The sequence below is a fragment of the Burkholderia sp. B21-005 genome, assembly GCF_020843965.1.
In the GTDB taxonomy this organism is placed as follows: domain Bacteria; phylum Pseudomonadota; class Gammaproteobacteria; order Burkholderiales; family Burkholderiaceae; genus Burkholderia; species Burkholderia ambifaria.
Genome location: NZ_CP086302.1, coordinates 1,468,437 through 1,490,292 on the forward strand (window position 1 = coordinate 1,468,437; position 21,856 = coordinate 1,490,292).

Annotated in this window: 19 protein-coding genes and 2 pseudogenes; 11 read left to right on the forward strand and 10 right to left on the reverse strand. The window is 63.0% G+C overall.

What is annotated here, in order from left to right; translation table 11 throughout:
• Positions 1–134: 134 nt before the first annotated feature.
• Together LMA02_RS22895 and LMA02_RS22900 are read left to right on the forward strand one after the other, a co-directional pair.
• Positions 135–581: a hypothetical protein gene (locus LMA02_RS22895; protein WP_228910087.1), complete on the forward strand. Its 447-nt coding sequence runs from the start codon at positions 135–137 to the stop codon at positions 579–581.
• A gap of 568 nt (positions 582–1,149) precedes the next feature.
• Entirely contained in the window at positions 1,150–4,086 is a 2,937-nt protein-coding gene (locus LMA02_RS22900; protein ID WP_228909919.1) for a Tn3-like element ISBusp1 family transposase, read from the forward strand.
• A 117-nt stretch (positions 4,087–4,203) separates the two neighbouring features.
• Here LMA02_RS22900 and LMA02_RS22905 read toward each other — a convergent pair whose 3' ends face one another.
• The 4 genes from LMA02_RS22905 to LMA02_RS22920 all read right to left on the reverse strand — a co-directional run bounded on the left by LMA02_RS22905 (position 4,204) and on the right by LMA02_RS22920 (position 7,844).
• Entirely contained in the window at positions 4,204–5,178 is a 975-nt protein-coding gene (locus tag LMA02_RS22905) for a HipA domain-containing protein (protein WP_267478993.1), read from the reverse strand.
• Between the two features lie 2 nt (positions 5,179–5,180).
• Entirely contained in the window at positions 5,181–5,612 is a 432-nt protein-coding gene (locus LMA02_RS22910) for a helix-turn-helix domain-containing protein (RefSeq protein WP_228909920.1), read from the reverse strand.
• Between the two features lie 172 nt (positions 5,613–5,784).
• Positions 5,785–6,909 carry a bifunctional 3,4-dihydroxy-2-butanone-4-phosphate synthase/GTP cyclohydrolase II gene (ribBA, locus tag LMA02_RS22915; protein WP_228909921.1) on the reverse strand — a complete coding sequence of 375 codons (1,125 nt, stop codon included), beginning with the start codon at positions 6,907–6,909 and terminating at the stop codon, positions 5,785–5,787.
• Positions 6,906–7,844: an alpha/beta hydrolase gene (locus tag LMA02_RS22920; protein ID WP_228909922.1), complete on the reverse strand. Its 939-nt coding sequence runs from the start codon at positions 7,842–7,844 to the stop codon at positions 6,906–6,908. Before LMA02_RS22920 ends, ribBA begins: the two co-directional genes overlap by 4 nt.
• Before the next feature lie 281 nt (positions 7,845–8,125).
• Between LMA02_RS22920 and LMA02_RS22925 the strand changes: the two genes are divergently transcribed.
• The gene (locus tag LMA02_RS22925) at positions 8,126–9,316 is read left to right on the forward strand and encodes a helix-turn-helix transcriptional regulator (RefSeq protein WP_228909923.1); all 1,191 of its coding nucleotides are present in this window, start codon (positions 8,126–8,128) and stop codon (positions 9,314–9,316) included.
• 206 nt (positions 9,317–9,522) lie between these two features.
• Here LMA02_RS22925 and LMA02_RS22930 read toward each other — a convergent pair whose 3' ends face one another.
• The 3 genes and pseudogenes from LMA02_RS22930 to LMA02_RS22940 all read right to left on the reverse strand — a co-directional run.
• Positions 9,523–10,188: a cation diffusion facilitator family transporter gene (locus LMA02_RS22930; RefSeq protein ID WP_228909924.1), complete on the reverse strand. Its 666-nt coding sequence runs from the start codon at positions 10,186–10,188 to the stop codon at positions 9,523–9,525.
• Positions 10,189–10,576: 388 nt separating this feature from the next.
• Complete coding sequence (locus LMA02_RS22935; protein WP_228909925.1) at positions 10,577–12,220, reverse strand: DUF2334 domain-containing protein; 1,644 nt, start codon at positions 12,218–12,220, stop codon at positions 10,577–10,579.
• Positions 12,221–12,806: 586 nt separating this feature from the next.
• Positions 12,807–13,017, reverse strand: a pseudogene (locus LMA02_RS22940) (hypothetical protein); the annotation flags it as partial.
• 77 nt (positions 13,018–13,094) lie between these two features.
• Here LMA02_RS22940 and LMA02_RS22945 point away from each other — a divergent pair.
• Positions 13,095–13,525, forward strand: a pseudogene (locus LMA02_RS22945) (GGDEF domain-containing protein); the annotation flags it as partial.
• 340 nt (positions 13,526–13,865) lie between these two features.
• On the opposite strand, the gene LMA02_RS22950 reads toward LMA02_RS22945, so the two are convergent.
• Complete coding sequence (locus LMA02_RS22950; RefSeq protein ID WP_228909926.1) at positions 13,866–15,269, reverse strand: GGDEF domain-containing protein; 1,404 nt, start codon at positions 15,267–15,269, stop codon at positions 13,866–13,868.
• 450 nt (positions 15,270–15,719) lie between these two features.
• Here LMA02_RS22950 and LMA02_RS22955 point away from each other — a divergent pair, with 450 nt between their 5' ends.
• From LMA02_RS22955 to LMA02_RS22980, 7 genes are all read left to right on the forward strand, one after another.
• On the forward strand, positions 15,720–16,157 hold the full coding sequence (locus tag LMA02_RS22955) for a PepSY domain-containing protein (RefSeq protein WP_228909927.1): 438 nt from the start codon (positions 15,720–15,722) through the stop codon (positions 16,155–16,157).
• Between the two features lie 156 nt (positions 16,158–16,313).
• On the forward strand, positions 16,314–16,733 hold the full coding sequence (locus LMA02_RS35605) for a PepSY domain-containing protein (RefSeq protein ID WP_416378682.1): 420 nt from the start codon (positions 16,314–16,316) through the stop codon (positions 16,731–16,733).
• A 305-nt stretch (positions 16,734–17,038) separates the two neighbouring features.
• Positions 17,039–18,001 carry a hypothetical protein gene (locus LMA02_RS22960; protein ID WP_228909928.1) on the forward strand — a complete coding sequence of 321 codons (963 nt, stop codon included), beginning with the start codon at positions 17,039–17,041 and terminating at the stop codon, positions 17,999–18,001.
• A gap of 1,041 nt (positions 18,002–19,042) precedes the next feature.
• Complete coding sequence (locus LMA02_RS22965; protein WP_228909929.1) at positions 19,043–19,543, forward strand: universal stress protein; 501 nt, start codon at positions 19,043–19,045, stop codon at positions 19,541–19,543.
• 89 nt (positions 19,544–19,632) lie between these two features.
• Positions 19,633–19,908 (forward strand): DUF1488 domain-containing protein, encoded by a 276-nt coding sequence (locus LMA02_RS22970; RefSeq protein ID WP_228910088.1) that lies wholly within the window; start codon positions 19,633–19,635, stop codon positions 19,906–19,908.
• A 188-nt stretch (positions 19,909–20,096) separates the two neighbouring features.
• A complete protein-coding gene (locus tag LMA02_RS22975) occupies positions 20,097–20,747 on the forward strand; it encodes a BON domain-containing protein (RefSeq protein ID WP_228910089.1) in 651 nt (216 codons plus the stop codon).
• A gap of 53 nt (positions 20,748–20,800) precedes the next feature.
• Positions 20,801–21,040 carry a hypothetical protein gene (locus LMA02_RS22980; protein WP_228909930.1) on the forward strand — a complete coding sequence of 80 codons (240 nt, stop codon included), beginning with the start codon at positions 20,801–20,803 and terminating at the stop codon, positions 21,038–21,040.
• A gap of 318 nt (positions 21,041–21,358) precedes the next feature.
• On the opposite strand, the gene LMA02_RS22985 is transcribed toward LMA02_RS22980, so the two are convergent.
• Positions 21,359–21,574, reverse strand: coding sequence for a hypothetical protein (locus tag LMA02_RS22985; RefSeq protein ID WP_228909931.1), 216 nt, complete (start codon positions 21,572–21,574; stop codon positions 21,359–21,361).
• A gap of 81 nt (positions 21,575–21,655) precedes the next feature.
• A complete protein-coding gene (locus tag LMA02_RS22990; RefSeq protein WP_228909932.1) occupies positions 21,656–21,829 on the reverse strand; it encodes a hypothetical protein in 174 nt (57 codons plus the stop codon).
• Positions 21,830–21,856: the final 27 nt, after the last annotated feature.

Sequence of the window (21,856 nt, forward strand, 5' to 3'; positions counted from 1 at the left end):
GATCGCAAGACGGTCGGCATGCACCTGCGCGACAAGATCGGCAGAAAGATCGCGGATTGGAGCATGCCTGTCCAACCGGGGCACGTGGTACGGGTGACGAGCACGGCGGACCTATCAGGTTCGCGCAAACTGCCATGAGAAAAATCCTCCTCAATGCACTGGCCGCATTCTTTTCGGCCGGATTCTGGCTTGCCCCCGCGCCGAGCCACGCGTATGCGCTAGACGCTCAGTTCGACTGTAAAACCAACGCGCACGCGTTCATCGTGCGCCTGTTCAATCACGGCTATATCGATCGCGATCCGATGCGGGTCGAACAGAATTCGATCAATGCATTCCGGCCTACCAGTGACGCCGCGCTCACGGTGTTCGGCTTCAACGTCTATGCCGTTTTCGCCTATGAGCAGTATGACGCGCTGTTCAGGCAAGGAAGCGGCCACCCTCTGCCGGGCTCGATTTACGGCGTCGTCGTCAAGGCGCCGATCGAGTCGGTCGAGGAGCATTCTCGGCTTGCGGGCAGCAAGGCCGTCGCGCATCAGGTCATTCCGTTCATTCTCACCGCCATCGTCTGCGCAAGGCCCTGAGACTAGCGCCGCACAAGCCGCGCTAACGGTGCTTGATGTCACGTGGGGAAACGCTTGACGGCGATTGCATGGAGCACCCGTTCGTCACGCGCGGGGTCGCCGCAACCGCGCCGTACCTTTAGATCGCAAACTCGGACATCGTCGTCGAGCGAAACGCGCACCAGAACACGCCGGTGGGTCGTGGGACGGTACGATCGACAGCGTCAACGACGTGCGATCTGTCCACGAGAGATGGTTCACCGAGATCTGGTTGCCGGTGTCAATGCTCGAGTCCCATACGGCGCGTCATGGAGCCACATGGTTCGCATTCCTCTTCGATTTTACATAAGCTAAACTAACGACGTTTTAGGGTCGCAAGAAAATTCTGCATCGAGCAAGCTCCTTGTTGACGCACGCCACCTGGTCTCAACGACGACAGCTCGCGCAGCTTGAGCGCCTCGGCTCGTTTTCGTTCCGGCACCATTCTTAGGCGATCGACAGCTGCAGCTGCCATCCCGACTTTCCCCGTAGCACCTCATTTTTTGCCTCGCTACGCTGGGCCGCTCTCGTCATCGATGCGGAGTCGCTGATGGACCACTGGCGATTGGCTTATCTCGGGATCCGACAGGTGCCGCGCGAGCTGAGCGAATTCGAGCTCGCGACATTCTTCACGTTCTCCAAGCGCGAGCGTGTTGCCATTGATTCGAGACGCACCGATCTCTTTCGGCTCGCGGTGGCGTTGCACATCGGCTTTCTGCGCATGACCGGCCGGCCGCTCGGCTCGTACAAGCAGATCCCCACAGTTCTCTGGCGACATCTTGGCCGACAGCTGAATGTAAAGCCGCCAGACCTAGGCACGTTACGTTCACTTTACGATGGCAACCTCAAGACCTTATCCGACCACCAGCGCTTTGCTCGGGACGCCATCAATTTTCGCGCCGTCGCGGAACATCAACGTCGGTATGTCATCCGTTGGCTCAAAGAACAACTCACCGGTCGCCCGGAACGCGGCCAGTTGACGAACGATCTCAAACGTTGGTTCTACGACCATCGCATCGTGATACCACCGGAGCGCATGCTCAGGCAGTTTGTCGTCCAGGCTGTACGCGACATTGAGGGGCAATTGCACGGCGCGCTCGAGCAGGCTGTTGGTATGGAAAAACTCGAGAGTTGGGCGCGAGTTCTGGCTCAGCCCCATGGAGAACATTCAAGTCTCCAGCGATGGCTGTGGGCCGTCCCGCTGCGCAACTCGACCCATCAGATGAGCGAGATCCTCGACAAAGTCAACTTGCTCACGATGCACGAGGTGGCAACGCGTTGGCCGGTTGAATGCAACGATGCCATGGTGCGCCACTACGCCCGCCGTTGTGCAAGCCGCCCGCCATCGATCAGTAAGCGAATCGAACCCCAAAGCCGACGAATCGAAGCCGCCTGCTTCATGCGATATTCCCTCTGTATTGCGACTGATCAGGTACTCGAGATGCTCCGGCGATGGGTACTGAAGGTTGTCAACGACACGTCACGCGAAGTGGATGCGATGCGGATGAAGGCCGCGGATCAACTCCGCGAGTTCGCGCTTGCCGTCAAAGCACTTGCCAATGATGAAACCCTCTCGCGCGAACAGCTCGGGGAGAAGCTTTGTCTGCTTGCAGACGATGTTTTGCAACCGCATCCCACCAGCCGTCGGAGCCAGATCCGGCAGTGCCTGGTCCGAAAGCGGTACTACGCCCGTAACCTTTTGAATCGGATCGTGCAGTTGCCGTTCGAGGCCGAGGGTGCTCATCCTGTAGTCGATGCTCTCTCGTTACTACGTGTGCTATATCGACGTCGCGCTTATCTCCTGCCCGACGGGGTCAATATCAGGCTTGGGCGCGCGTGGCGCGAGGCGATCGATGGTTACGATCGGCTGCGGGCCATGGTTGCTTTCGAGTGGGCCACCCTCTTTGCGCTCCGTGTCGCCCTGCGCAACGGCTCGGTTTTCATCAACCACAGCTTCTCGTTCAGAAGTCAGTCGCATATGCTGATCTCGGCCGAGCAGTGGAAGGCAAAGCGTAACAATCACTATGGACACCTCGGCCTGCCCCAAGACCCGAACGAATTTCTCGGACCAATCCTTGAACAGCTCGAACAGCGCCTCGCATTACTCGATGATGCCGTGGTCAATGGTTCGATCCGGGTTGATACTGCTGTCCACCTCGACCCGATTGCTGCGCAGGATCCAGACGCAGAAGCCGATCAACTTCGCCGTCAGATCTTCGAAGCTCATCCGCCAGGCCAATTTCCCGAGATCATCCTCGAGATCGATAGTGCGACACGCTTCAGTTGGATCCTGCTTGGACGCGAGCCGCGGTCACGCACCGAGTTACTGATGGTGTATTCGGCGATACTGGCTCACGGCACCTCGCTGACGGCAGCTGATATTTCTCGGATGGTCCCGGAAGTGTCAACTGAGGCGATTCGCCAAATGATGAAGCGTCTCGCGGACGAACGAATGCTGCGTACAGCGGCCGACGCCGTCCTTGAATTCATGCACGAACACCCGATCGCCGCCCACTGGGGTCGAGCCGATCTAGCGTCGTCGGACATGATGTCGCTGGAGACAACCCGGACGATTTGGCGAGCGCGTGCGGATCCACGTCGCCGGACTGCATCCATCGGGATGTACACGCATGTGCTGGATCGTTGGGGCATTTTCTACGACCAGCCCATCATCCTGAATGAGCGACAAGCAGGCGCAGCAATCGAGGGCGTCGTCCGGCAAAGCGCAACCAAGGACATCGCTCAACTCGCCGTCGATACGCACGGTTACACCGATTTCGCGATGGGCGTGTCCCGGGCACTTGGCTTTGATTTATGCCCTCGCCTGTCACACCTTCGTGACCGACGTCTGCACGTGCCTCGCAGTCAGGTGGTGCCGGCGCGGCTCGCAGGGGTCACGGATCGGGACGTCCGACTCGGTCTCATCGTTGACGTGTGGGACGAGTTCGTGAGGATCGCCGCATCGATTCGCTCTGGCCAATGCACGGCTGTCGAAGCGATTGCCAGATTCGGATCAGCTGCTCGAGGGCAGGCTGTGTACGATGGCGGCGTTCACATCGGCCGCTTATTCCGAAGTATTTTTTTGATCGACTACTTCACAAATGCCTCTTTCCGGTCGGAGTTGCAACATGCCCTGAATCGGGGAGAAGCGGTGCATACCGTGCAACGCGCAATTCACATCGGTCGCATTCCGGTGGAGCTAGCTCGGCGCCAAGAATCGCTCGCGGCAGTGTCATCGGCGTTGTCCCTGCTCTCGAACATCTTGATGGCTTGGAACACCACCCACATGCAACGAGCCCTGGAGAACATCGAAGCTAGTCGGGGGCAGCCGATCGCGACCGAGCAACTCCGGCGAATCGCCCCAACTCATATCGAAGGCATCAACTTGCGCGGCACCTTCAATTTTCCCGTGTCACTGTACGCAAAGCGGATCTTGCCGAGCATCGCGGCCGACAACCCCATTCCGTCAACCAGTCGGAGCGCCTAACGACGGGGTGAACTGGCGCCGCCGGTGAAGGGACCTCTCATCTTCGATTCACCTCGTCCGGAGACACCCTCTGCTTCAATAGCGGAGGGTAGACACTAAGCCATTGTTTTATCGGAATTAATATTTAGGGCCGCAAGGCAAGGCCTTGCCAGGCCTAAAGGCGTCTAACCGGAAAAGCGCACGGAAATCAAGACCACCCCGGTCCTGCGCGGCTTCGGCGGAATTCGCGAGGATGCCCATGATCGTCGCGATGCCCGGGCCGCCGTCGGATTCGTATTTCGCGCCCGACGGCGTGCCGGTCGCCTGGCACATGTCCTCCTGCGGCAGCCGCAGGATCCACGTGCCGTCGCGGGACGGGCGGCGGTCGAAGCGCTCGACGATCAGCGCCTTCTGGTCGTCGAACCGGCCGATGTCGCACGCGGCCACCGGCAGGCCGTATGCGGCGACGATCTTCGAGCACAGCCATTCGTTCTCGACCGACGTGCGCATGTCGGCCTGCATGTTCCCGACGCGCCCCAGCGGCAGCTTGAAGATATGCGTGGTCGGCGTGCTGCCCGCCGGCAGCAGCCAGCGGTTGCCGTGGTGCAGCAGCGCGGTCTTTTCCTGCGCGCCGGCGATCGACAGACGCAATTCGCCGTCCGGCTCCGCGTGGCCGGGCAGCGGCGCGGCGGTCGCGTGGCGCAGCACGTCGGCGACGGCTGCGTCGTCGAGCGCGGTGCCGTCGATCGCCTGCAGGTCGACCGGCGTCTCATCGGGCGGCAGCAGCTGCAGTGCACCGACGCAATCGCGGCCGATCGACGCGAGCAGTTCGAACGGCGCCGTCGATCCCAGCCGGTAGCGCTGCGCGATGCGGCGGCGGATCGGCTGGCTGTCCGGCAGCAGATTGTCGAAGTAATCGGCGACGACCGCGCCCTGGTGCGGCTGGTTGCCGGGCGTGAACGGCAGGGATAGCGACAGCGGACGCCCTTGCGGATCGTCGATCCACGCCGGCAGGTAGACGAGGCGCTCGGCGCCGCGCCGGACTTCCCAGTATCCGACCGGGATGCCGTTCATCCACAGGTCGAGGCGGTCGTGGCGGGGGCGGCGGGCCATCGTCACCAGTCCTCCCGCTTGGGGTTCCGGGGCTTGCCGGGTGTCGCCGCGGCAGGCCGTTTCCGCGCGTCGGCGGAGGGGGCCTTCGCGGCGGCCGGCGGGCGGACCGGCGTATCGGATAAGGCGGCCGAGCCGGACGAACCTGACGAGCGACCGCGCGCGGACGTTGCGCGCTTGGGCGCGGGCGCGGCGACCTCGGGCATCGCTGCGTCGTCCGGCGTGCCCGGATCCAGCGTCAGGCGCACCCCGAGCACGTTCAGCACCTTGAAAAACCGTTCGATGCTGACCGCGGACGGATTGGCTTCGAGCTGCGCGTACGACTGCTGCGTGACGCCGAGGCGGGCGGCGAGCTGCGCCTGCGTGAACCCCGCCGACTTCCGGAAGCCGACGAGGATCGGGCGCAACTGGCTCAAGGTCTGGACAGGGAATGCCATGGGCTCTCCGCGAAATGACAGGCGATCGCTTGTAATCGAAAAATACAGTCTATGGTATGTATCGTCAAAATACAAACCGGAGACTGTATTTCAAAAAAACAAACGATAGCCTGTCAGGCGGAAACCCACGGATCGATGCAACGACGGGCGACGCGCGCCCGCCGGCGCTGCGTCACGCCGCCCGCAGCGGGCTCGCCTGCGCGGCGCGCGCGCTTTCCGGATCGTCGTCGCCGAGCGGGATGAACGCCATGATCTCCAGGTCGTGCCCCGACAGCGCCGGCAGCCGGAACGGGCTCGACAGCACGTTCAGCCGTCGCAGGCCGAGTTCGCGCAGGATCTGCGACCCGATCCCCGTCACGCGGCCGTCGCGGCGCGCATGGCCGGCTCCCGGGCGCATCGCGTCGCCGCGCATGTCGCAGTCGAGCAGCACCGCGACGCCGCAGCCGGCCGCATCGATCCGCTGCAGCGCCGCGTGCAGCGGCCACGAGTGCGCGGACGGCTCCGCGTCGAGCAGGTCGAGCAGTGAATGGCATTCGTGCACGCGCGTCAGCACGGGCATCGACGGATCGGGCTCGCCGCGCACCAGCGCGAGATGCGGTGCGCCATGCACCGTGTCGCGATACTCGATCGCGCGGAACCGGCCCCATGGCGTATGCAGCGGCCGTTCGCCGACGCGCTCGACGAGCGATTCGTGCTCGCGGCGATAGTGGATCAGGTCGGCGATCGTGCCGATCTTCAGCCCGTGCCGAGCGGCAAACGCCTTCAGCTCGGGCAGCCGCGCCATCGTGCCGTCGTCGTTCATCACCTCGCAGATCACCGACGCGGGCGTGAGCCCGGCGAGCGCCGCGAGATCGCAGCCGGCCTCGGTGTGTCCCGCGCGCACCAGCACGCCGCCCGGGCGCGCGGCGATCGGAAACACGTGGCCGGGCTGGACGAGATCGTCAGGGCGCGCGCCCGAGCGGACCGCCGTGCGGATCGTGTGCGCGCGATCGGCCGCGGAAATGCCGGTCGTCACGCCTTCGGCCGCCTCGATGCTGACGGTGAACGCGGTACCGAACGGCGTGCCGTTGTGATCGGCCATCGGCGACAGCCTCAGCTGCTCGCAGCGCTCGGCGGTCAGCGTCAGGCAGATCAGCCCGCGCCCGAAGCGCGCCATGAAGTTGATGGCTTCGGGCGTCACGTGATCGGCCGCGATCACGAGATCGCCTTCGTTTTCGCGATCCTCTTCGTCGACGAGCAGGACCATCCGCCCCGCACGCAGCTCGTCGACGATTTCCAGCGTACTGGCGAGCGTCATTGCGCCTCCGTCGCGTCGAATGCACGGCGCAGCGCGTCGGCGCTGAACGTCAGTACGCGATCGGCCGCGTCGAGCGCGCCGAGCATGCTCGCGAAACCGTGCAGCTGGCCCGGCCAGCGTACGAGCGACACCGGCGTACCCGCCTGCGCGAGCCGCAGTGCATACGCTTCGGCCTCGTCGCGCAGCGGATCGAATTCCGCGCTGACGATGGTGGCCGACGCCGCACCCGACAGGTCCGCCACGGCGAGCGGGCTCGCGAGCGGCGATGCGCGATCGGCGCCGTCGTCGAAATACTGGCGCTTGAACCAGCGCATCGCGTCCGCCGTCAGGAAATAGCCTTCGCCGAGCGATTCGTAGGACGGATGCTCGGTCGCGCAATCGACGACCGGATACAGCAGCAGCTGGTGCGCGATCGCGATGCCCGAGCCGCGCAGTTGCAGCGCGGCGACCGCGGCCAGGTTGCCGCCCGCGCTGTCGCCGGCCACGGCGATCGCGCCGGCGCGCGCACCGAGATCGCGCGCACTGGCGGCGGCCCAGCGCACGGCATCGCACGCGTCCTGCGCGGCCGCCGGAAAGCGCGCTTCGGGCGCGAGCCGGTAGTCGACCGACAGCACGAGCGTGCGCGCGCGTCGAGCGAGGCTGCGGCACAGGTTCGCGTGCGAATCGATGCCGCACGCGACGAAACCGCCGCCGTGGAAAAACACCGTCAGCGGTAACGGCCCGTCGGCGTCGGGCCGATACAGTCGTGCGGATAACTGACGACCGGGGGCGGGAATCTGCCAGTCGTCTTCGGCGGCAATCGCATCGCCGGATGCGAAGGCGCCGCCTCCGGCAAGGCTCGCGCGGTAGGCGGGAACGGTCAGCTGATCGAAATCGATCGCGGGCGCTTGGGCGAGCGCGGCGAGCAGCGCCTGCGCCTGAGGGTCGAGCGGCATTGGAACTCCTGTCTGAATCGGATGCGGTCTGAATCAGGTAAACCCGCGTCGCGGTTTTCCCTGAGCCCGCGCCGGACGCTTGCCGGCACGGCCTGACGGGCATTCCAGCGCAGCGGGCAGGGCGCCACATCATCCGATCGGACGATGGTCCGCGCGCCCGGATGGCCAAAGCTCACCATTCAGTGAATGTCCCGATGACGCCGGAATTAAGACGCGTCTTAATCATGGCGGCGCGGATGAATCGCACCGACAACGAGTTGCATGGAGGATGGAGCGTGCTGATGGAGACGAGATGGGCTCCTCAAGAGAGCCAGTCAACAAGCGAGGAGGCCGACATCGGCGTCGCGGATTTCAGCGAGCTGATGGCGCGTATCTACCAGGGGCCGCTGGAAACGCCGCCGTGGGCGGGCGCGCTCGAGCTGGTGCGCCGGTTGCTGCAGGCCAACTACGTGACGCTGATCCTGCGCGCGGCGGCGAGCGACCGTCGCGCGCCGCTGTCGGTGCACGCATCGGAGTTCGGCCCGGTCGTGCCGGGTGACGGCGAGGCGTCGTACAACAACTACTACTATTCGCTCGACCCGTTCGTCGGCCTGCCGGCCGATCGCGTGGTGACGGTCGACGACGTGTTCGGCGATACGGGCTGGCTGTCGAGCGAACTCTACAAGCAGTTCCTGAAGCCGCAGGACGTGCGCTACATCCTCGGCGCCGATCTGCGCGCGCCGTCGGGCGTCGAGTGCCGGTTCCGCGTGTGCCGCAACCATGCATCGAAGCAGTTCTCCGCGCGCGACAAGGCGGTCTGCGCGCTACTGCTGCCGCACCTGAAGCGCGCGGTCGAACTGCATTCGCGGCTCGACACGGCCGAGGTGGAGCGCTCGATCTACGCGAACGCGATCAACCGGATGCAGATCGGCACGATCACGCTCGACGAGAACGGCACGATCATCGACCTGAACAGCGTCGCCGACGACATCCTGAAGCAGAACAACGGTCTGACGATTGCGCGCGGCACGATCGAGGCGACCGATGCGCAGGAGAACCGCACGCTCAAGCGGCTCATTCGCCACGCGGTGATGGGGCACCACGGCACGGCCGCGGCGACGGTCGAGGCGATGCCGATCACGCGCAGCTTCGACAAGCCGCGCCTCGGGCTGCTGGTGCGCACCGTGCTGCTGTCCGACTGGTCGGAGGACAACAAGCGCCGCCCGGCCGTCACGCTGTTCCTGCGCGACCCCGACCGCAAGCCGCAGGGCGCGCAGGAAATCATCCGCAAGCTGTTCGACCTGACGCCAGCCGAGACATCGCTCGCGCTGCTGCTGACGAACGGGCTGACGCTCGAGGAGGCGGCAGAGGAATCGGGGATCAGCAAGAACACGGCACGCACGCATCTGCGCGCGATCTTCTCGAAGACGGGCGTGACGCGCCAGGCGACGCTCGTGCGGATCCTGCTCGGGAGCGTGGTGCCGTTGGGTTGATCGGGGGCGGCGCGTCGGGCGCCGCCGCATCGATGTCGCGCGTATTCGTCTGCCGATTCCTCGGCTGCGTTTGGCGTGTCCGTTATGGCGATCACGGCATCATGGACAAGAGGCTCGCGCGTTGCGAGCCTCTTTCGTTTCGTGCGCAGCCGATGGGGGGTGTCGGATGCTTCAGCTCGTCGCCCGTGACGAGGCGCCAGGCATCGTCACGACCCGCGCGTCGAACGGGTCGCCCACGCCGCGAATGCCGGCCATTGTGCGCAACCGCGCCGGATGAAGCCGGCGCCCGTACGGATCACGATCGCGCCGATCGCAAGTGCGGCGAGATCGTCCAGACGGCCGAGGCCGACCCACGCCGCACACATCGCCAGTGCCGCCAGCAACGCGGACAGCGCGTCGGTGCGCACATGCCAGCCGCTTGCCTCGAGCAGCGCCGAGCCGGTTTCACGCGCCTTGCGCAGCATCCAGCGCGACAGCGCGGCCTTGCCGGTCAGCGTGAAGACGACCAGCGCGAGCGTCATCGCGCCGGGCTGCACGACCGGCGGCGCATCGAACCGGTTTGCTGCGTGCCAGATCATCTGCACGCCCGTGGCGACGAGCAGCGCGCCGAGGGCTGCCAGCGCGAGCGGCTCGTAGGTCGGGCGCCGCTCGGGCGGCAGCCGCGCGTCGAGCCGGCATGCGACGAGGATCAGTGCGTCGGCCGCGAGATCGATCGCCGCGTGCGCGACGTCCGCGAGCAGGCCGGACGAATGCGCGGACCACGCCGCGACCGCTTCGGCGGCGAGCAACAGCAGGTTGATCGCGAGACTGGCGGCGAGGGCGCGGGACGTGGCCGCATAAACGTGGGGCGTGGCGCGCGAGGTGCGCTGCATGGCTGATTCGTCTGTCGAAAGCGTGGGCAGCCTCGAACGCTACCGGTCGACGATGGCAGGTACGTGACAATGTACGAGTCGCGCTGGATGGCGACCCGTGTCCCTGTGGCGCACCGTGCCGGTCTCCGAGACGGTCACGCTGCAGGTTACTCAATCTTGGGCCGCCCCGCGAGGGCGGCTTTCCTGTCTTGCCGGAGCGGTAGTCACGATCGATCGCTCATGAACACTGTATGTGTATTCATTCTTCTGGCTGAAAAACGCCAAAGCGCGATATCGGGAGGATCTTGGCTCGCCGAGCATGCGCGCTCGGGCAGATCTGACGTCAATAGTCAGCTCTAAGCCACGAGCGCGCCGATGAAGGTTGCACGGAGCTGCCGCCATTTCAGCATCACTTGGCAGTCGTGCCGTCTACCCACGTATAGCCGAGATTCGTAATACCGGTGATCAGGCTCTGGAAGTCCTGGTAGGCCGGTAATCCGAGGTCGGGTTCAAGCCAGTACGGATGGAAGAAGAGGGACGCGAAACCGTCCCGCACTGCCAAACCGTATTGAGCATTGGTGACGAGCTGCTGCCATGGATACGAGATACACGAGAACTGGTCGGTATTGCAGATGTTGTACTGGATACTGCCCAAGTTCTCCGGGATGATCCGCTGCCCGTAGTAATCGGCGTTGATGATGTACGGGAAGAACTGCCCGGCCGAAAAGTCCTGGTTGGCTCCGCCTGAACCGATTTGCGGATTGGTCGACGTGTAGTAGACGGCCCGCTGGAACGTGGTCGGGAACGTCTGCGCCGTGGCCGCCGACGCGTTCGGCGACATCTGGTACTGCGGCGCGGCCCAGCCGACGACCTTGTAGCCGTTGGTCGTGAACTCGCTGAGGCCATCGGTCATTCTGCCTTGCGCCCATTGAACGGAGTCCTCATCGACGGGACGGTTCTGAACCGCATACCAGAACTCATAGTCGCTGCCGCTGACCGCGGTGAGAAGATTCGGCGTCGAATCGTACTGGTGCGTATAGCCGTGCATCACGATCGAGCCGCCGCGCGCGATCGCGTAGTTCAGCGCACTCTTCAGGCCCGTTGCCTGCGCCAGATGGATTGTCTCCGGGACGCCGCCGTTGTAATAGCCGTTCGGATCCGTATACAGAGGAATCGTGGCCATCGTGAACGGAATCTTCTTCGAGTACAGGTAATCCGTCAGCGTTGTCATCGAGCTCGTCGTGGTATACGCGTCGAGGTCCTCCAGACGGACGAGCGCACGGTGGTTCACCGGTGCATTGGTCTGCAGGATGTCGTGCAGGATGTCGCAGATCACGAGATAGCGATCCGTCGGGCCGATGTACGAGAACGGCATGTCCGCGAAATACCAGAGCTTGCCCGAGCGAACGACGTAAGGCGTGGTGGCGCCGCTCTTGCTGTTCTTGATGGTGACGAGCACTTGCGCCTTGGTGGCGTCGAGGACCTGGGTCAATCCGACATCGGGATCCGCACTGATGGCACCCGTCGACGCGTCATACGCGTAATACTTGACCATCGGCAGGTTCTTGTACGTGACCGTATCGTAGAAGCCGGGATTCGGATTGCTCGACGAAGGCGACGCGTTCATCCCGGCAAGGCCCGTGAAGCTGAACCCGTAGGTCTGGTTGAACGTGTAGGCCGTGTTCCATGCGAGCTGCCACAAGTTGTACTTGAACCAGACCACGGTTTTCGTCGCGGTCATCACGTCGCTCATGAACGCCGCCGGAATCGGATTGTTGTAGTAGTCGCCGATGTAGAACGTGGCGTCGTGGCTCGCGACCATTCCGGACGTGTAGTTCTGTATCGGAACCAGATCGACAGTCGCGTTGAAGTGGCCAAGCAGGTTCCTCAACATGATGCTGTACATCAGGCCAAGCTTCGAATACGGATCGTTGGCCGGGTTGTCGTACAGCACGAGCGTATGTGCCGTGGTGGCCTGCGCGCACGCCGTGCTTGGCAACGTCATTTGCGCGAGTCCGGCAAGCAGGGCGATGACAAGCAAGATCCTTTTCATGACCGTTTTCCCCTAGTCGCGTTGTACGTTGCCATTGGCATTCTTGACAGACTTCCTGCTGAACTTGGGGCGCCCTGTCTCCTTGTATGCGTTCTCCCAATCCTCATCGGACATGCCTGGCTTCACGTTGACGTGCGTCGAACCGCTCGGTAACGGAGGGGGTTTGATCTTTACCGTAGATGAATTGCCCTTCTCCTGCGCATTCGCGTCCAGAACAGTGACGACGAAGGCGAGCGCGGAGACTAACGTGATGAGTGATCCGACGGTGCTCCGCCTGTTCCGAAAATATCGATCGTGACGACAAGTCATGATTTCTATCCTTTGACATGCTAAATAATTTGCTCTCGTTGGAGAAGCGAGCGTGATGATGTGCCAGTCATAATCGGGCTGTTATTTCGCTATCTTTTCTTGAGCACGCGATGCCGGACAAAAATCCGGGATCTTATGGTTTTTCCGTAAAGCTAGAACCGTACCAGCCGTCGCAAGTGGGCATGGGACCAATGCCCCAAAGTCGGCGCGTCACGGCGATCCGAAATTGTCTCGATAAAACGTTTCAGGCATGCAACGTGTCCGCTGTTGCTGATGTCATTCGTCGCGCGTGCGTTAGCGCGAGCGCAACCCATGTGCGATCGCCGAACGCGCGGTCAATCCATGCGACTTGGGCCGTGAGCTGCGTTGGCAGGGAAGTCCGGTGACGGGATTGCGACGCAGTCGGGCAGGGCGCGCAGGTGGGTGTAGGGCGCTTCCGGATGCTCGAGATCGAGCGGCGCCAGACGGTACGTGCCCTTCTTGCCGCGCGGAGACACATCGACTGCGGTCACGAGTGAGCGGTTGTACGGAAGCTCTACGATCTGCGGGGTCGGCACGCTGGTCGCTGAAATTCGAGAGTCACGCTTTTCACGAGCTGGCGATCGCGGCCGCCAGCTCGAGGGTGTGTTCGTCACCTACGTATGCTGGCGGTGCTATCACCTGTCGGGCGAGCCGCTGTTACGCTGGCTCACGCTCGGCTTTCTCGGCTTTTCCCTCGTATATGCACTGCACGGGGCCTTCACTGGCATGGCCCATCACAATATCTGGCTGTTCCTGCTGTACGGACCGGCCTCGCGCCTGACCATGTCGATCCTGCTGTTCGTCGGCCAACTCTCATACAGCCGGGCGACCGACAGCGCAACCCGCCGCGCCGATGGCCGCGTCTGGCTGACGTGGATCGCGCTGTTCGGGCTGATCGACGTGGCGGTCGCGGCGGTCGCCTATTCGGCGGTGGCCGGCGCCATGTGGTTGCGCCTGTCGATGGAGGGCGGGGCCCGTGTACAGATCGCTAGCCCCCGAAACCCTCCGCAGAATGTGAAACCGTAACCAGACTTGTGCGAGGTCGCGAAATGAAGCTGCATTCCTTACGCATAACACCAAAGGCGGCGGAGCGAGCCTGACACATTGCAAGCTGGGTAGCTATTTGTTATTTGCCTGTCCTTCACTGACCTCAAGAGACTCCCTGATCGAAATTTGCCGCTCGCACAACTGAAGTTGTGGCCAGGTTTCGACTAAAGTTGTACCCGCCATGCCCGGCGCGATCACCGCGACCGCGCGGGACGGGGGCAGACCGCCCGTCGCGGATGCGGACGGACGGCACGGACGCGGCGGCCGGCTACGCGGCAACCACCTGGTTGCGTCCCTGATGCTTCGCGCGGTACAGGCGTTCGTCCGCCGTGCGCAGGATTGCGTCGATCGTCTTCCCATCCCGGCCGAATTCGGAAGCGCCTACGCTCACGGTGACCTCGATCGGCTGACCAATGCCAGCTTCAAACGGCGCGCCCGCGATCGCCGCGCGGATGCGTTCAGCGATCGACTGGGCCGTATCCAGCGCGACTTGCGGCAGCAGCACCATGAATTCTTCGCCACCGACCCGCGCGACGCCGTCGTATGGCCGGATCGCGTCGAGGCATTTCGCGACGAAGCGCTGCAACACCTGGTCGCCCGCCTGATGCCCGTAGCTGTCGTTGATCGCCTTGAAGTGGTCGAGATCGAGCGACAGCAATGAGAACGGTGCGCCATTGCGCTTCGCCCGGGCAATTTCCGCTTCCACGCTCTCGATGAATCGCCGCCGGTTGGCCGCGCCCGTGAGCGGATCCGTTGCCGCCATATGCTCGAGCTTCTCGTTGGTCCGCTGCAGTTCCTGCAGGGCTCGTTCCGTCCTCGCCATGGCGTCTCTCAAGCGCGCAAACAGTTCCTCCTGGCTATAGATCTTCGAAAATGAACGGGTCGTGTGAAAGGCCTGCACCACCCCGAAGCTGAGCAGGACGAAGCCGGCGGCAAAAATCGCGTGCGCCAGCCACCACATGTGATTCCACGGCCGGCCGAGAATGAAGGCAAGGGACGAAAGCGCGAATGACGCCACCGAAATGCCGTAGATCGTCATCAGCGGCGAGTGGATGCGGCGCAGGACGAGCGCGACGACGTTCACGGTGGAGAACAGCAACGCGCCCCCCTCCATCGACAGGCGCACCCACGGTGCGCCGGCCACCGGCGAGTAGGCAATGGCGGCGACGGCAACGTCGATCAGCACGAACAGCGCGATCCACCTGGTCCAGACGCGGCGATCGGCGCGGGTTGCGTCGCTGTCGGCCGCGCGGCTGTAGGCGAGTTGCCCGACAAAAATGAGGATCGACATGGTCAGGCGGGAAGCCGGCCCGTACAGCAGGAACAGCCAGATATTGTGATGCGCCATACCGGTGAAGGCGCCATGCAACGCATAGACCAGCGAAAACCCCAGAAAGCCGAGTGTAAGCCAACGCAGCAGCGGTTCGCCCGACAGGCGATAGCAACGCCAGCAGACATAGGTGACGAACGCCCCCTCGGCCGTGGCGACGGCGATCGCCAGCTCGTGAAAGGCGTGATTCTCGAACTTCAGGGACGGATCCTGGAGGAAGTACAGGTAGGCGATCAGATACAGCGGCACCAGTGCGAAGCCGGCCAGCAGAAGCTTCGCATAGCCCCGGGTGACCAGTCGGATCGCGCCGGATGGCTCATTGGCGGCAACATGGATGGTCATGGTCTGCCTCCTGTTTCGTCAGGTGAATCCAGTATAGGCACGGAGATGCATGCGGCCAGACCGATCTGCGTCGTGCGTTGGAAACCTGATTCCGCGATGGACTGATGCGGCCCGTCACACGAGCCTCAGCCAGGAGTCACGCAACGCCGGGGCTCGGAGCCGCCGCTCGGATCGCCATCCTCCGGCGCTGCGCGGCGAACTGCCGTCGTACCGCCTTCCGCCGCTCGCCGGCGCATGTCTGCGCGATGTGTCTGCGCGAAGCTCGTTGAGCCGCAGTATCTGACGAGCGACATCGGTTGGTGTAGCAAGGAGGATCAGCCGTTTGTCGGGTCGTTCTTCGGGCACCTGACCGCCGGCGACAGCGTTGGCGGATAATCCGGCGTCGCGCAAGGGTGCTCGAACTTTCGTTGTGCGTGCGTCGACCCGCCCGCACCGACCTACGAGTCCGTCGTGCAGTTGCTGAAGCGGACATGGCCGGATCGCACCCACGGCTGGCGCCTGGAGCTTCCCTCGGGGGCGTCGCAGTTGATCCGGGCGCGCTACTACCGGCCTGCGGAGAAAGCCGGCAAGGCATTCGCGCCGCTGCTCGTCTGGGTCGACCCACGCTCCGTGCACGTCGTCCATCGCGCGTTCTGGGGCGATACGCCGATGACGTGGCTCTACGATCTGCATTACATGCTGTTGATGGATGGCGCAGGGCGGCAAGTCGTCGGCTGTCTCGGGCTTATCGCGCTGATTTCTGTCGGCTCCGGGCTGTACCTTTGGTGGCCGAGACGGCGAAATGTCCGCGCCGCGTTGACGGTGAGATTCAACGCGAGCGGCAGCGTACGACCTACGATCTGCACAAGATCGGCGGTGTTTATCTGCTGCCCGTCGTCGCTATCCTGATCGTGACCGGGGTGCTGCTGGACATGCCGGAGACGTTCAACCCGATGATCGGGCGTGCATCGCCGCTCTTCGCCCCTCCGGTGTGCAAAAGCGTTCCTGGTCCTCGACGGATCTCGCTCGACGCAGCGCTGAGCGCTGCCCGACTGCGCTTTCCCGATGCGACGCCACGCTGGCTCGAAACGCCGGACGGTCCGAACGGCTGTTACCGCTTCCGGCTGCACCGAAGGCGAGCCCGGTTTCCGGTTTCCGGCTACGACCGTATGGGTCGACGCTTACACCGGCGCTATAGTCGGCGCACGCGACGTTGCCGCTCAGTCAACTGGCGATACATTCCTCGCATGGCTGCATCCACTGCACAGTGGGGAAGCGCTCGGACTATCCGGTCGCATCGCGGTGCTTGTGTCCGGGCTCGCCTTGCCGCTGCTTTTCGTGACTGGAATACTGCGCTGGCGGCATAAAAATGCAGTGAAGCGTGCGGGTAGGTCTGAAGTTGCCATCAAGGTAGGCGAATCCGCCCCCGGAGGATTCTCGTTCGCGGGCGAACCGATCGATCTCCCTTGCCGAAATACGCATTGACTGGTCGCCTGCGGGAGCAAGGGTTGAAACTCACGGCCAGGTACGGAGGTGTGTCCCTGGGCACACTGTGGGCGAGTTTTCGGCACTAGTTCAAGTGAAATAATCTGTATAACTGAAGATTTACGATCTGCATGTTTACCGGAAAGGCGTATTACCCCTATTTCCAACCCACCGAGCTGACAAGATAGCGCAATCGCTGCCCAATCGCTGGGCGCCGACGGCCACGTGACCATCAAGGCTGGGTGGCTTGTCGACAAACTCTTCGTCTCTGCGCTGCGGGATTGGACGCGGCATCTCTGTCCCGCTTGGCAAAGCTCGAGCTGACGCTGCGTCCGAAAACTCTTTCCGACAAAGTGCGCGCCTTTGTTCTGTGCCGAAACACGGTGGGTCTCGACACCCACATCGAGACCGGTGAGCAATCCGGGGCATCGATGGAGCGCTTCACGGAAGTCGCATCGCAGCTGGGCGCGGATGTGGCAAACGACATGGCGACGTTCGCTGAGATCGTTCCCGAAGCCATGACGAATGGAAAGTGGAGTTTTGCGTTTGGGCGCGGGCTCGCGGCCGGTGCCAGCAATCGGCGCCAAACGTGGTCAAGGCTTCTTGACGTACTCGAGAGCATTCCACCACAACACCGCAGAATTGACGTGCTCGAGGGATACCTAGCCTGGCTCTGGAACGGTGATCGACCGCTTGCAGACGAATTTTTTGACGCCGCGCTTGAGAATCCTATCGTACGTCCGTTTTTTCCCGATCTACAGGCTGCGATTAAGATTGACGTGCGTGCAGCGAACCGTCTCAAACGGGCTTTGGACGACGGAATAGCGGCAATCGGTTCATATGCTGGGTTGAGCATGGGTCGGGCCACCGAGGCGTTGCCTGCCGTCAGCCTCCGCGATCTGGTCCTTGCGATCGCGGCACAGCCAGGCGGGTTTGACACAGCATTGTGTGTGTTTTCCATGCATATCTGGGGAAGCGACCGGGCTGCAGCAATTGACCCAATACTCATCGACACAGGAAGGAAATTACTGGGGCTGGCTGAATTCGGCAAGGATGCGGTGAGCGGTGATGTGCAATTCGCGCACGTCGTAAAAATGACGCTCGCGACGGCTGATGCGCGTTCAGTTGTCACGGAGCTAATGCGTCGGTTCGAGGGGGCCATCGAGCGACGTCAGATTTCATGGTCGGATTACCCAGATCTGCTCTGCGAACTCTTCGCTTCGCATCCCGAACCCGTCTTTGATTTTCATGCATTTCTCCGGTTATGAGCACCTCGGCTTGTAGCGGGTTCCGCTGCGGCCCAATATAATGTTCATTTGGAATCATGCACTTGCTGACGGCTGATCGGAGTGGATTGCGTAGATAACCGCAGCAACTCGACGGCTCCCTGCCCAGACTGCGGGGAAGGTGGAATTGCAGACGTCGTCTGCAATATTTCGAACCTTGAGAATCCGACTCTCGTCACGCCCGCCGTCTACCCGTTGATATCGCGCCAAGTCGCCACCTGTCGCGCGCCGTTCGCCGAGATGAGGCCGATCAAACGATCGCCAGCCTGTTCGTGCTGTCTTGCGCTTCGTCGGCGCTCCGTGCCGACATGATCGCCGCGTGCCGATTCTCGTCCATCATCGGCTTGCTCCAGCTCCGCTCGATTCGAGCCTGATGCGTGGAGATGTTCCGCGACGAACAGGGCCCGAACGATGGGAGCGGCTACCGAAACGCAATTGCTTGTGACACGCGAAGCGGCGTCGCTGCAGTGTTCGACGCCATCCGAATGCGACCGTGCGTGGAGTCTCGCACGGCGCTACATCGAGGCAAATTCGTCGACTCGAATCACGCGATTCAGTGCGGACCGGATCGAAACCGCGCAACCGTATCTCACTGGGGAAGTCTATCTGTGGGCATATCGCGCAGCTTCGGACGACGGCGGAGAGGTGATCCGACTCAAGGCAATGTGCAAAGGCATGTATGACAGCGATGGCGGACCGGGTTGGCAATACTATGCGTGCTCGATGAAAATTCTTGTGACATTGAAAGGCTTCCGGTCGTACGAGAATCAGCCGTCTTCTTCGCATATACCCTCGTCATCGGTCACACCTTGAATATACGGCGTCTCGCATCACGGCTCGCCCCAGTCCTACATACGACTCAACACGTCGATCGCACGCCGCTACGGACTCCAATCTCGACGCATGCTGGCTTTCTTGCGATTTCAAACCGTTGACCTTAGTCAACGATCGCATCTGGCCAGCGCTAATGATGGAAACACATTCGAACGTCGCCAACGCGTCGGGTCATCCAGTGAGGTCGCTATGTATACGAACATCATGGTCGCAGTAGATGGCAGTCCTTCATCGAAAAAGGCGCTCGACGAAGGTCTGAAAATGGCCAGATCGTGCGGCGCACGACTATTCGCGGTTTTCGTCGTTGATAAATCCATTCTGTTCGCGTACGGCGGACGCATGGAGCCGGAAGCGCTACTCGAAGAGATCCGGGACTATGGCAAGACGCTTCTGCGAAGCGCTGACCGGACGATCTCGCACGCTGGGGTGAACGGCGAGACGGAAATTGTCGAGACCGATATCGGTCAGGATGTCGTGGAGCGGCTGCGGTGCTATGTCGACGATCGTTCGATCGATTTGGCCGTGATCGGAACACACGGACGTCGCGGTGTCCGGCGGATGCTCCTCGGCAGCGTCGCCGAACGCTTCCTGCGCGAATCAAGTTGCCCGGTTCTTCTCGTGCGCGACGAAGGCCCCACACCCGCAGCTGTGGCGGCTAGCTACCGCCACAGCGCGAGGATTGGCGATTGAAATAAATGTGCTGGATACCGGACCATACGGGCGACGTGCCGAGCGCTGATTCGTCCCCGGTCAATGCTCTATCTGATCAGGCAGCCATCATGCAGATATCGTTTCCTTTCGAACAACCGGCCTATTGCGGGCTCGATCCTGCGCTGAGCTTTCCCGCGCTTGTCGAGGGCCGTCGCGTGCGATGCGCGATCACCGCAGAGGCGCTGGAAGATCACTTCCGCGCGGCATCTCCTCGCGAGCAGGATCTCGTCGACGCCTTTGCGCGTCATCGTCCCGCCATCGAACGGGCGGCGCGCCGTCTGCTCGAGGAAGTTGGCGGGCGGCCGATTCTGCTTCACAGCGGCTTTTTCCGGTTCTGCACGTAACAGCACGCCGCCTTTGACGCGTATCAAGCACGTGCCGGGGTGTGCGGGTACGTCAAGCGACCTATCGGCCGGCCACGATACGCGGTGCGACGTGTCCGTTGACCTGCATCAGCGATCCGGGGCCGCGCGTGTGCAAATCTGGCTGCGTGCGGCGAACAGGCGCGCCGCGGCTCACAGGAGTGCAGATGATGAAAACCGACAAGCAGTTGAAGCAGGACGTTCAGGATGAACTGGAGTCCGACCCGTCGATCGATGCGACACGGATCGGTGTCGAGGTGACCGATCGGATCGTGACGCTTTCGGGACATCCGCCGAGCTACGCGGAGAAGCTGACGATCGAGCGCGCGGCGAATCGGGTGGCTGGCGTCAAGGCGCTCGTCGTCGACATGACGGTGCATCTGCCGGACGACGACGTGCGCACCGACGAGGACATCGCGAAAGCGGTGCGTTCGGTGCTGCACTGGACGGTCGGTCTGCCTGACGATGCGGTCAAGGTGCAGGTGGAACGCGGCTGGATCACATTGTCCGGCAAGGTCGACTGGGCATACCAGAGCCATCTGGCCGTGCGCTCGATCTCGCAGATGCGCAGCGTGACCGGCGTGACCGACCACATCGCGGTGCAGGGTACGGTCGGTTCGGACGATGTCAGCGGCAACATCAAGCGCGCGATGGTGCGTCACGCGGAGCGCGAGGCGAAGCACATCGTGATCGACGTGCACGACGGTACCGTGCGGCTGTCCGGCAAGGTCGGCTCGTTTTCCGAGCGCAAGGCCGTGCGCGGTGCCGCGTGGTCCGCACGAGGCGTGCGTGCGGTCGTCGACGACCTAGTGGTCGAGTAAATCAGGGGGGCGGCCGGCGGATGTGCGGTCCGCGCGGATCCAGGAGAAGTCAGATGACACTGTCGGGCGAGCTTCACGAAGCGGACTGGTCGGTCGCGATCGAGACGGTCGCGGCCGAAACAGGCGGCTTCCGCTGTCGGATCCACGTCACGCTCAAATCGCCGGATGGCGTATGCGAGCGGACGTTCGCACATAGCAGGATTCACGCAACCGAGCGCGAAGCCGCGATCGACGCGCTGCGAGCCGGGATAACGTGGATCGAGATGAAGAAATCGAAAACCTTCACGGTCTGAACCGGCGGGCGTCGCGGGGCCCGGCGCCCTGACGATGGAGTCGGTCGGTCGCGCGATGCGGCGAATGCCGCATCGATGCGTGCTCCGGTCGTCTACCTCGTCTTGCGAGAGATGCGCCGGCAGGCCATTGCGGCATCATCCGCGATCGATCCGGGCGGAACGCGCGGCTCGTCCCGGCAGGCGCGCGTTCCTAGGGGCGCAGTCGGTGTGGGCAGACGGACAAGACGGTGCTACGAGCGCGACCATGGCGTCAAATGCCGGCGGCGTTGCCGTCGCACGGAATTTCGGCGCGGAGTCAGGACGCGGCCACGCGCAACTTCATGCGGCCTTGGGCATCGAAAGCTGCAGCGCCTTGGCGAAGCAGGCGAGCGTGGCGATCGATCCCGTCACGCTTTCGTACCGCTCGCGCCCGATCTGTCCGTCGAGTATCACAAGCATGCCGGCATCGCGAGCGAGAGCGACGCGTGCCTGCGTGTCGAGTGCAGCGGCCTCGGACACATTGTCCGGGTCGGTGCGGTAGTCGGCGTGTGACATGACGGCTCTCCTCGTGCCTGCGATCGGTATCTCGTGCAACCGTTCCTGATGCTTTCAGTATCGTTGGGGACCCGGTGCGACTCAATTGGCCTCGCCAGAAGCTGCGGTAGGAATCGCGCGGATGCCGTCGTTGGCGACGATCACTTCCGACCGCGTGGCTAGACGTTTGCCGTGTGCCTTCGCGATTGTCGCGCCGGATGCAGGACGCTGGCGCGCGCTGTCTTGCGCAATGCCGTCGGGAACGCGTTTGGCCATGGTCGACTCGATCGGAATGACCACGCA

Excerpts from the sequence above, each read along its gene's own strand:
- LMA02_RS22990 (WP_228909932.1), bottom strand. The coding sequence starts at position 21,829 with ATGGCCAAACGCGTTCCCGACGGCATTGCGCAAGACAGCGCGCGCCAG.
- LMA02_RS22920 (WP_228909922.1), bottom strand. The coding sequence starts at position 7,844 with ATGCCGCTCGACCCTCAGGCGCAGGCGCTGCTCGCCGCGCTCGCCCAA.
- LMA02_RS22935 (WP_228909925.1), bottom strand. The coding sequence starts at position 12,220 with ATGAAAAGGATCTTGCTTGTCATCGCCCTGCTTGCCGGACTCGCGCAA.
- LMA02_RS22975 (WP_228910089.1), top strand. The coding sequence starts at position 20,097 with ATGAAAACCGACAAGCAGTTGAAGCAGGACGTTCAGGATGAACTGGAG.
- LMA02_RS22980 (WP_228909930.1), top strand. The coding sequence starts at position 20,801 with ATGACACTGTCGGGCGAGCTTCACGAAGCGGACTGGTCGGTCGCGATC.
- LMA02_RS22950 (WP_228909926.1), bottom strand. The coding sequence starts at position 15,269 with ATGACCATCCATGTTGCCGCCAATGAGCCATCCGGCGCGATCCGACTG.
- LMA02_RS22930 (WP_228909924.1), bottom strand. The coding sequence starts at position 10,188 with ATGCAGCGCACCTCGCGCGCCACGCCCCACGTTTATGCGGCCACGTCC.
- LMA02_RS22965 (WP_228909929.1), top strand. The coding sequence starts at position 19,043 with ATGTATACGAACATCATGGTCGCAGTAGATGGCAGTCCTTCATCGAAA.
- LMA02_RS35605 (WP_416378682.1), top strand. The coding sequence starts at position 16,314 with ATGCGACGCCACGCTGGCTCGAAACGCCGGACGGTCCGAACGGCTGTT.
- ribBA (WP_228909921.1), bottom strand. The coding sequence starts at position 6,909 with ATGACGCTCGCCAGTACGCTGGAAATCGTCGACGAGCTGCGTGCGGGG.
- LMA02_RS22925 (WP_228909923.1), top strand. The coding sequence starts at position 8,126 with ATGGAGACGAGATGGGCTCCTCAAGAGAGCCAGTCAACAAGCGAGGAG.
- LMA02_RS22905 (WP_267478993.1), bottom strand. The coding sequence starts at position 5,178 with ATGGCCCGCCGCCCCCGCCACGACCGCCTCGACCTGTGGATGAACGGC.
- LMA02_RS22985 (WP_228909931.1), bottom strand. The coding sequence starts at position 21,574 with ATGTCACACGCCGACTACCGCACCGACCCGGACAATGTGTCCGAGGCC.
- LMA02_RS22900 (WP_228909919.1), top strand. The coding sequence starts at position 1,150 with ATGGACCACTGGCGATTGGCTTATCTCGGGATCCGACAGGTGCCGCGC.
- LMA02_RS22910 (WP_228909920.1), bottom strand. The coding sequence starts at position 5,612 with ATGGCATTCCCTGTCCAGACCTTGAGCCAGTTGCGCCCGATCCTCGTC.
- LMA02_RS22895 (WP_228910087.1), top strand. The coding sequence starts at position 135 with ATGAGAAAAATCCTCCTCAATGCACTGGCCGCATTCTTTTCGGCCGGA.
- LMA02_RS22970 (WP_228910088.1), top strand. The coding sequence starts at position 19,633 with ATGCAGATATCGTTTCCTTTCGAACAACCGGCCTATTGCGGGCTCGAT.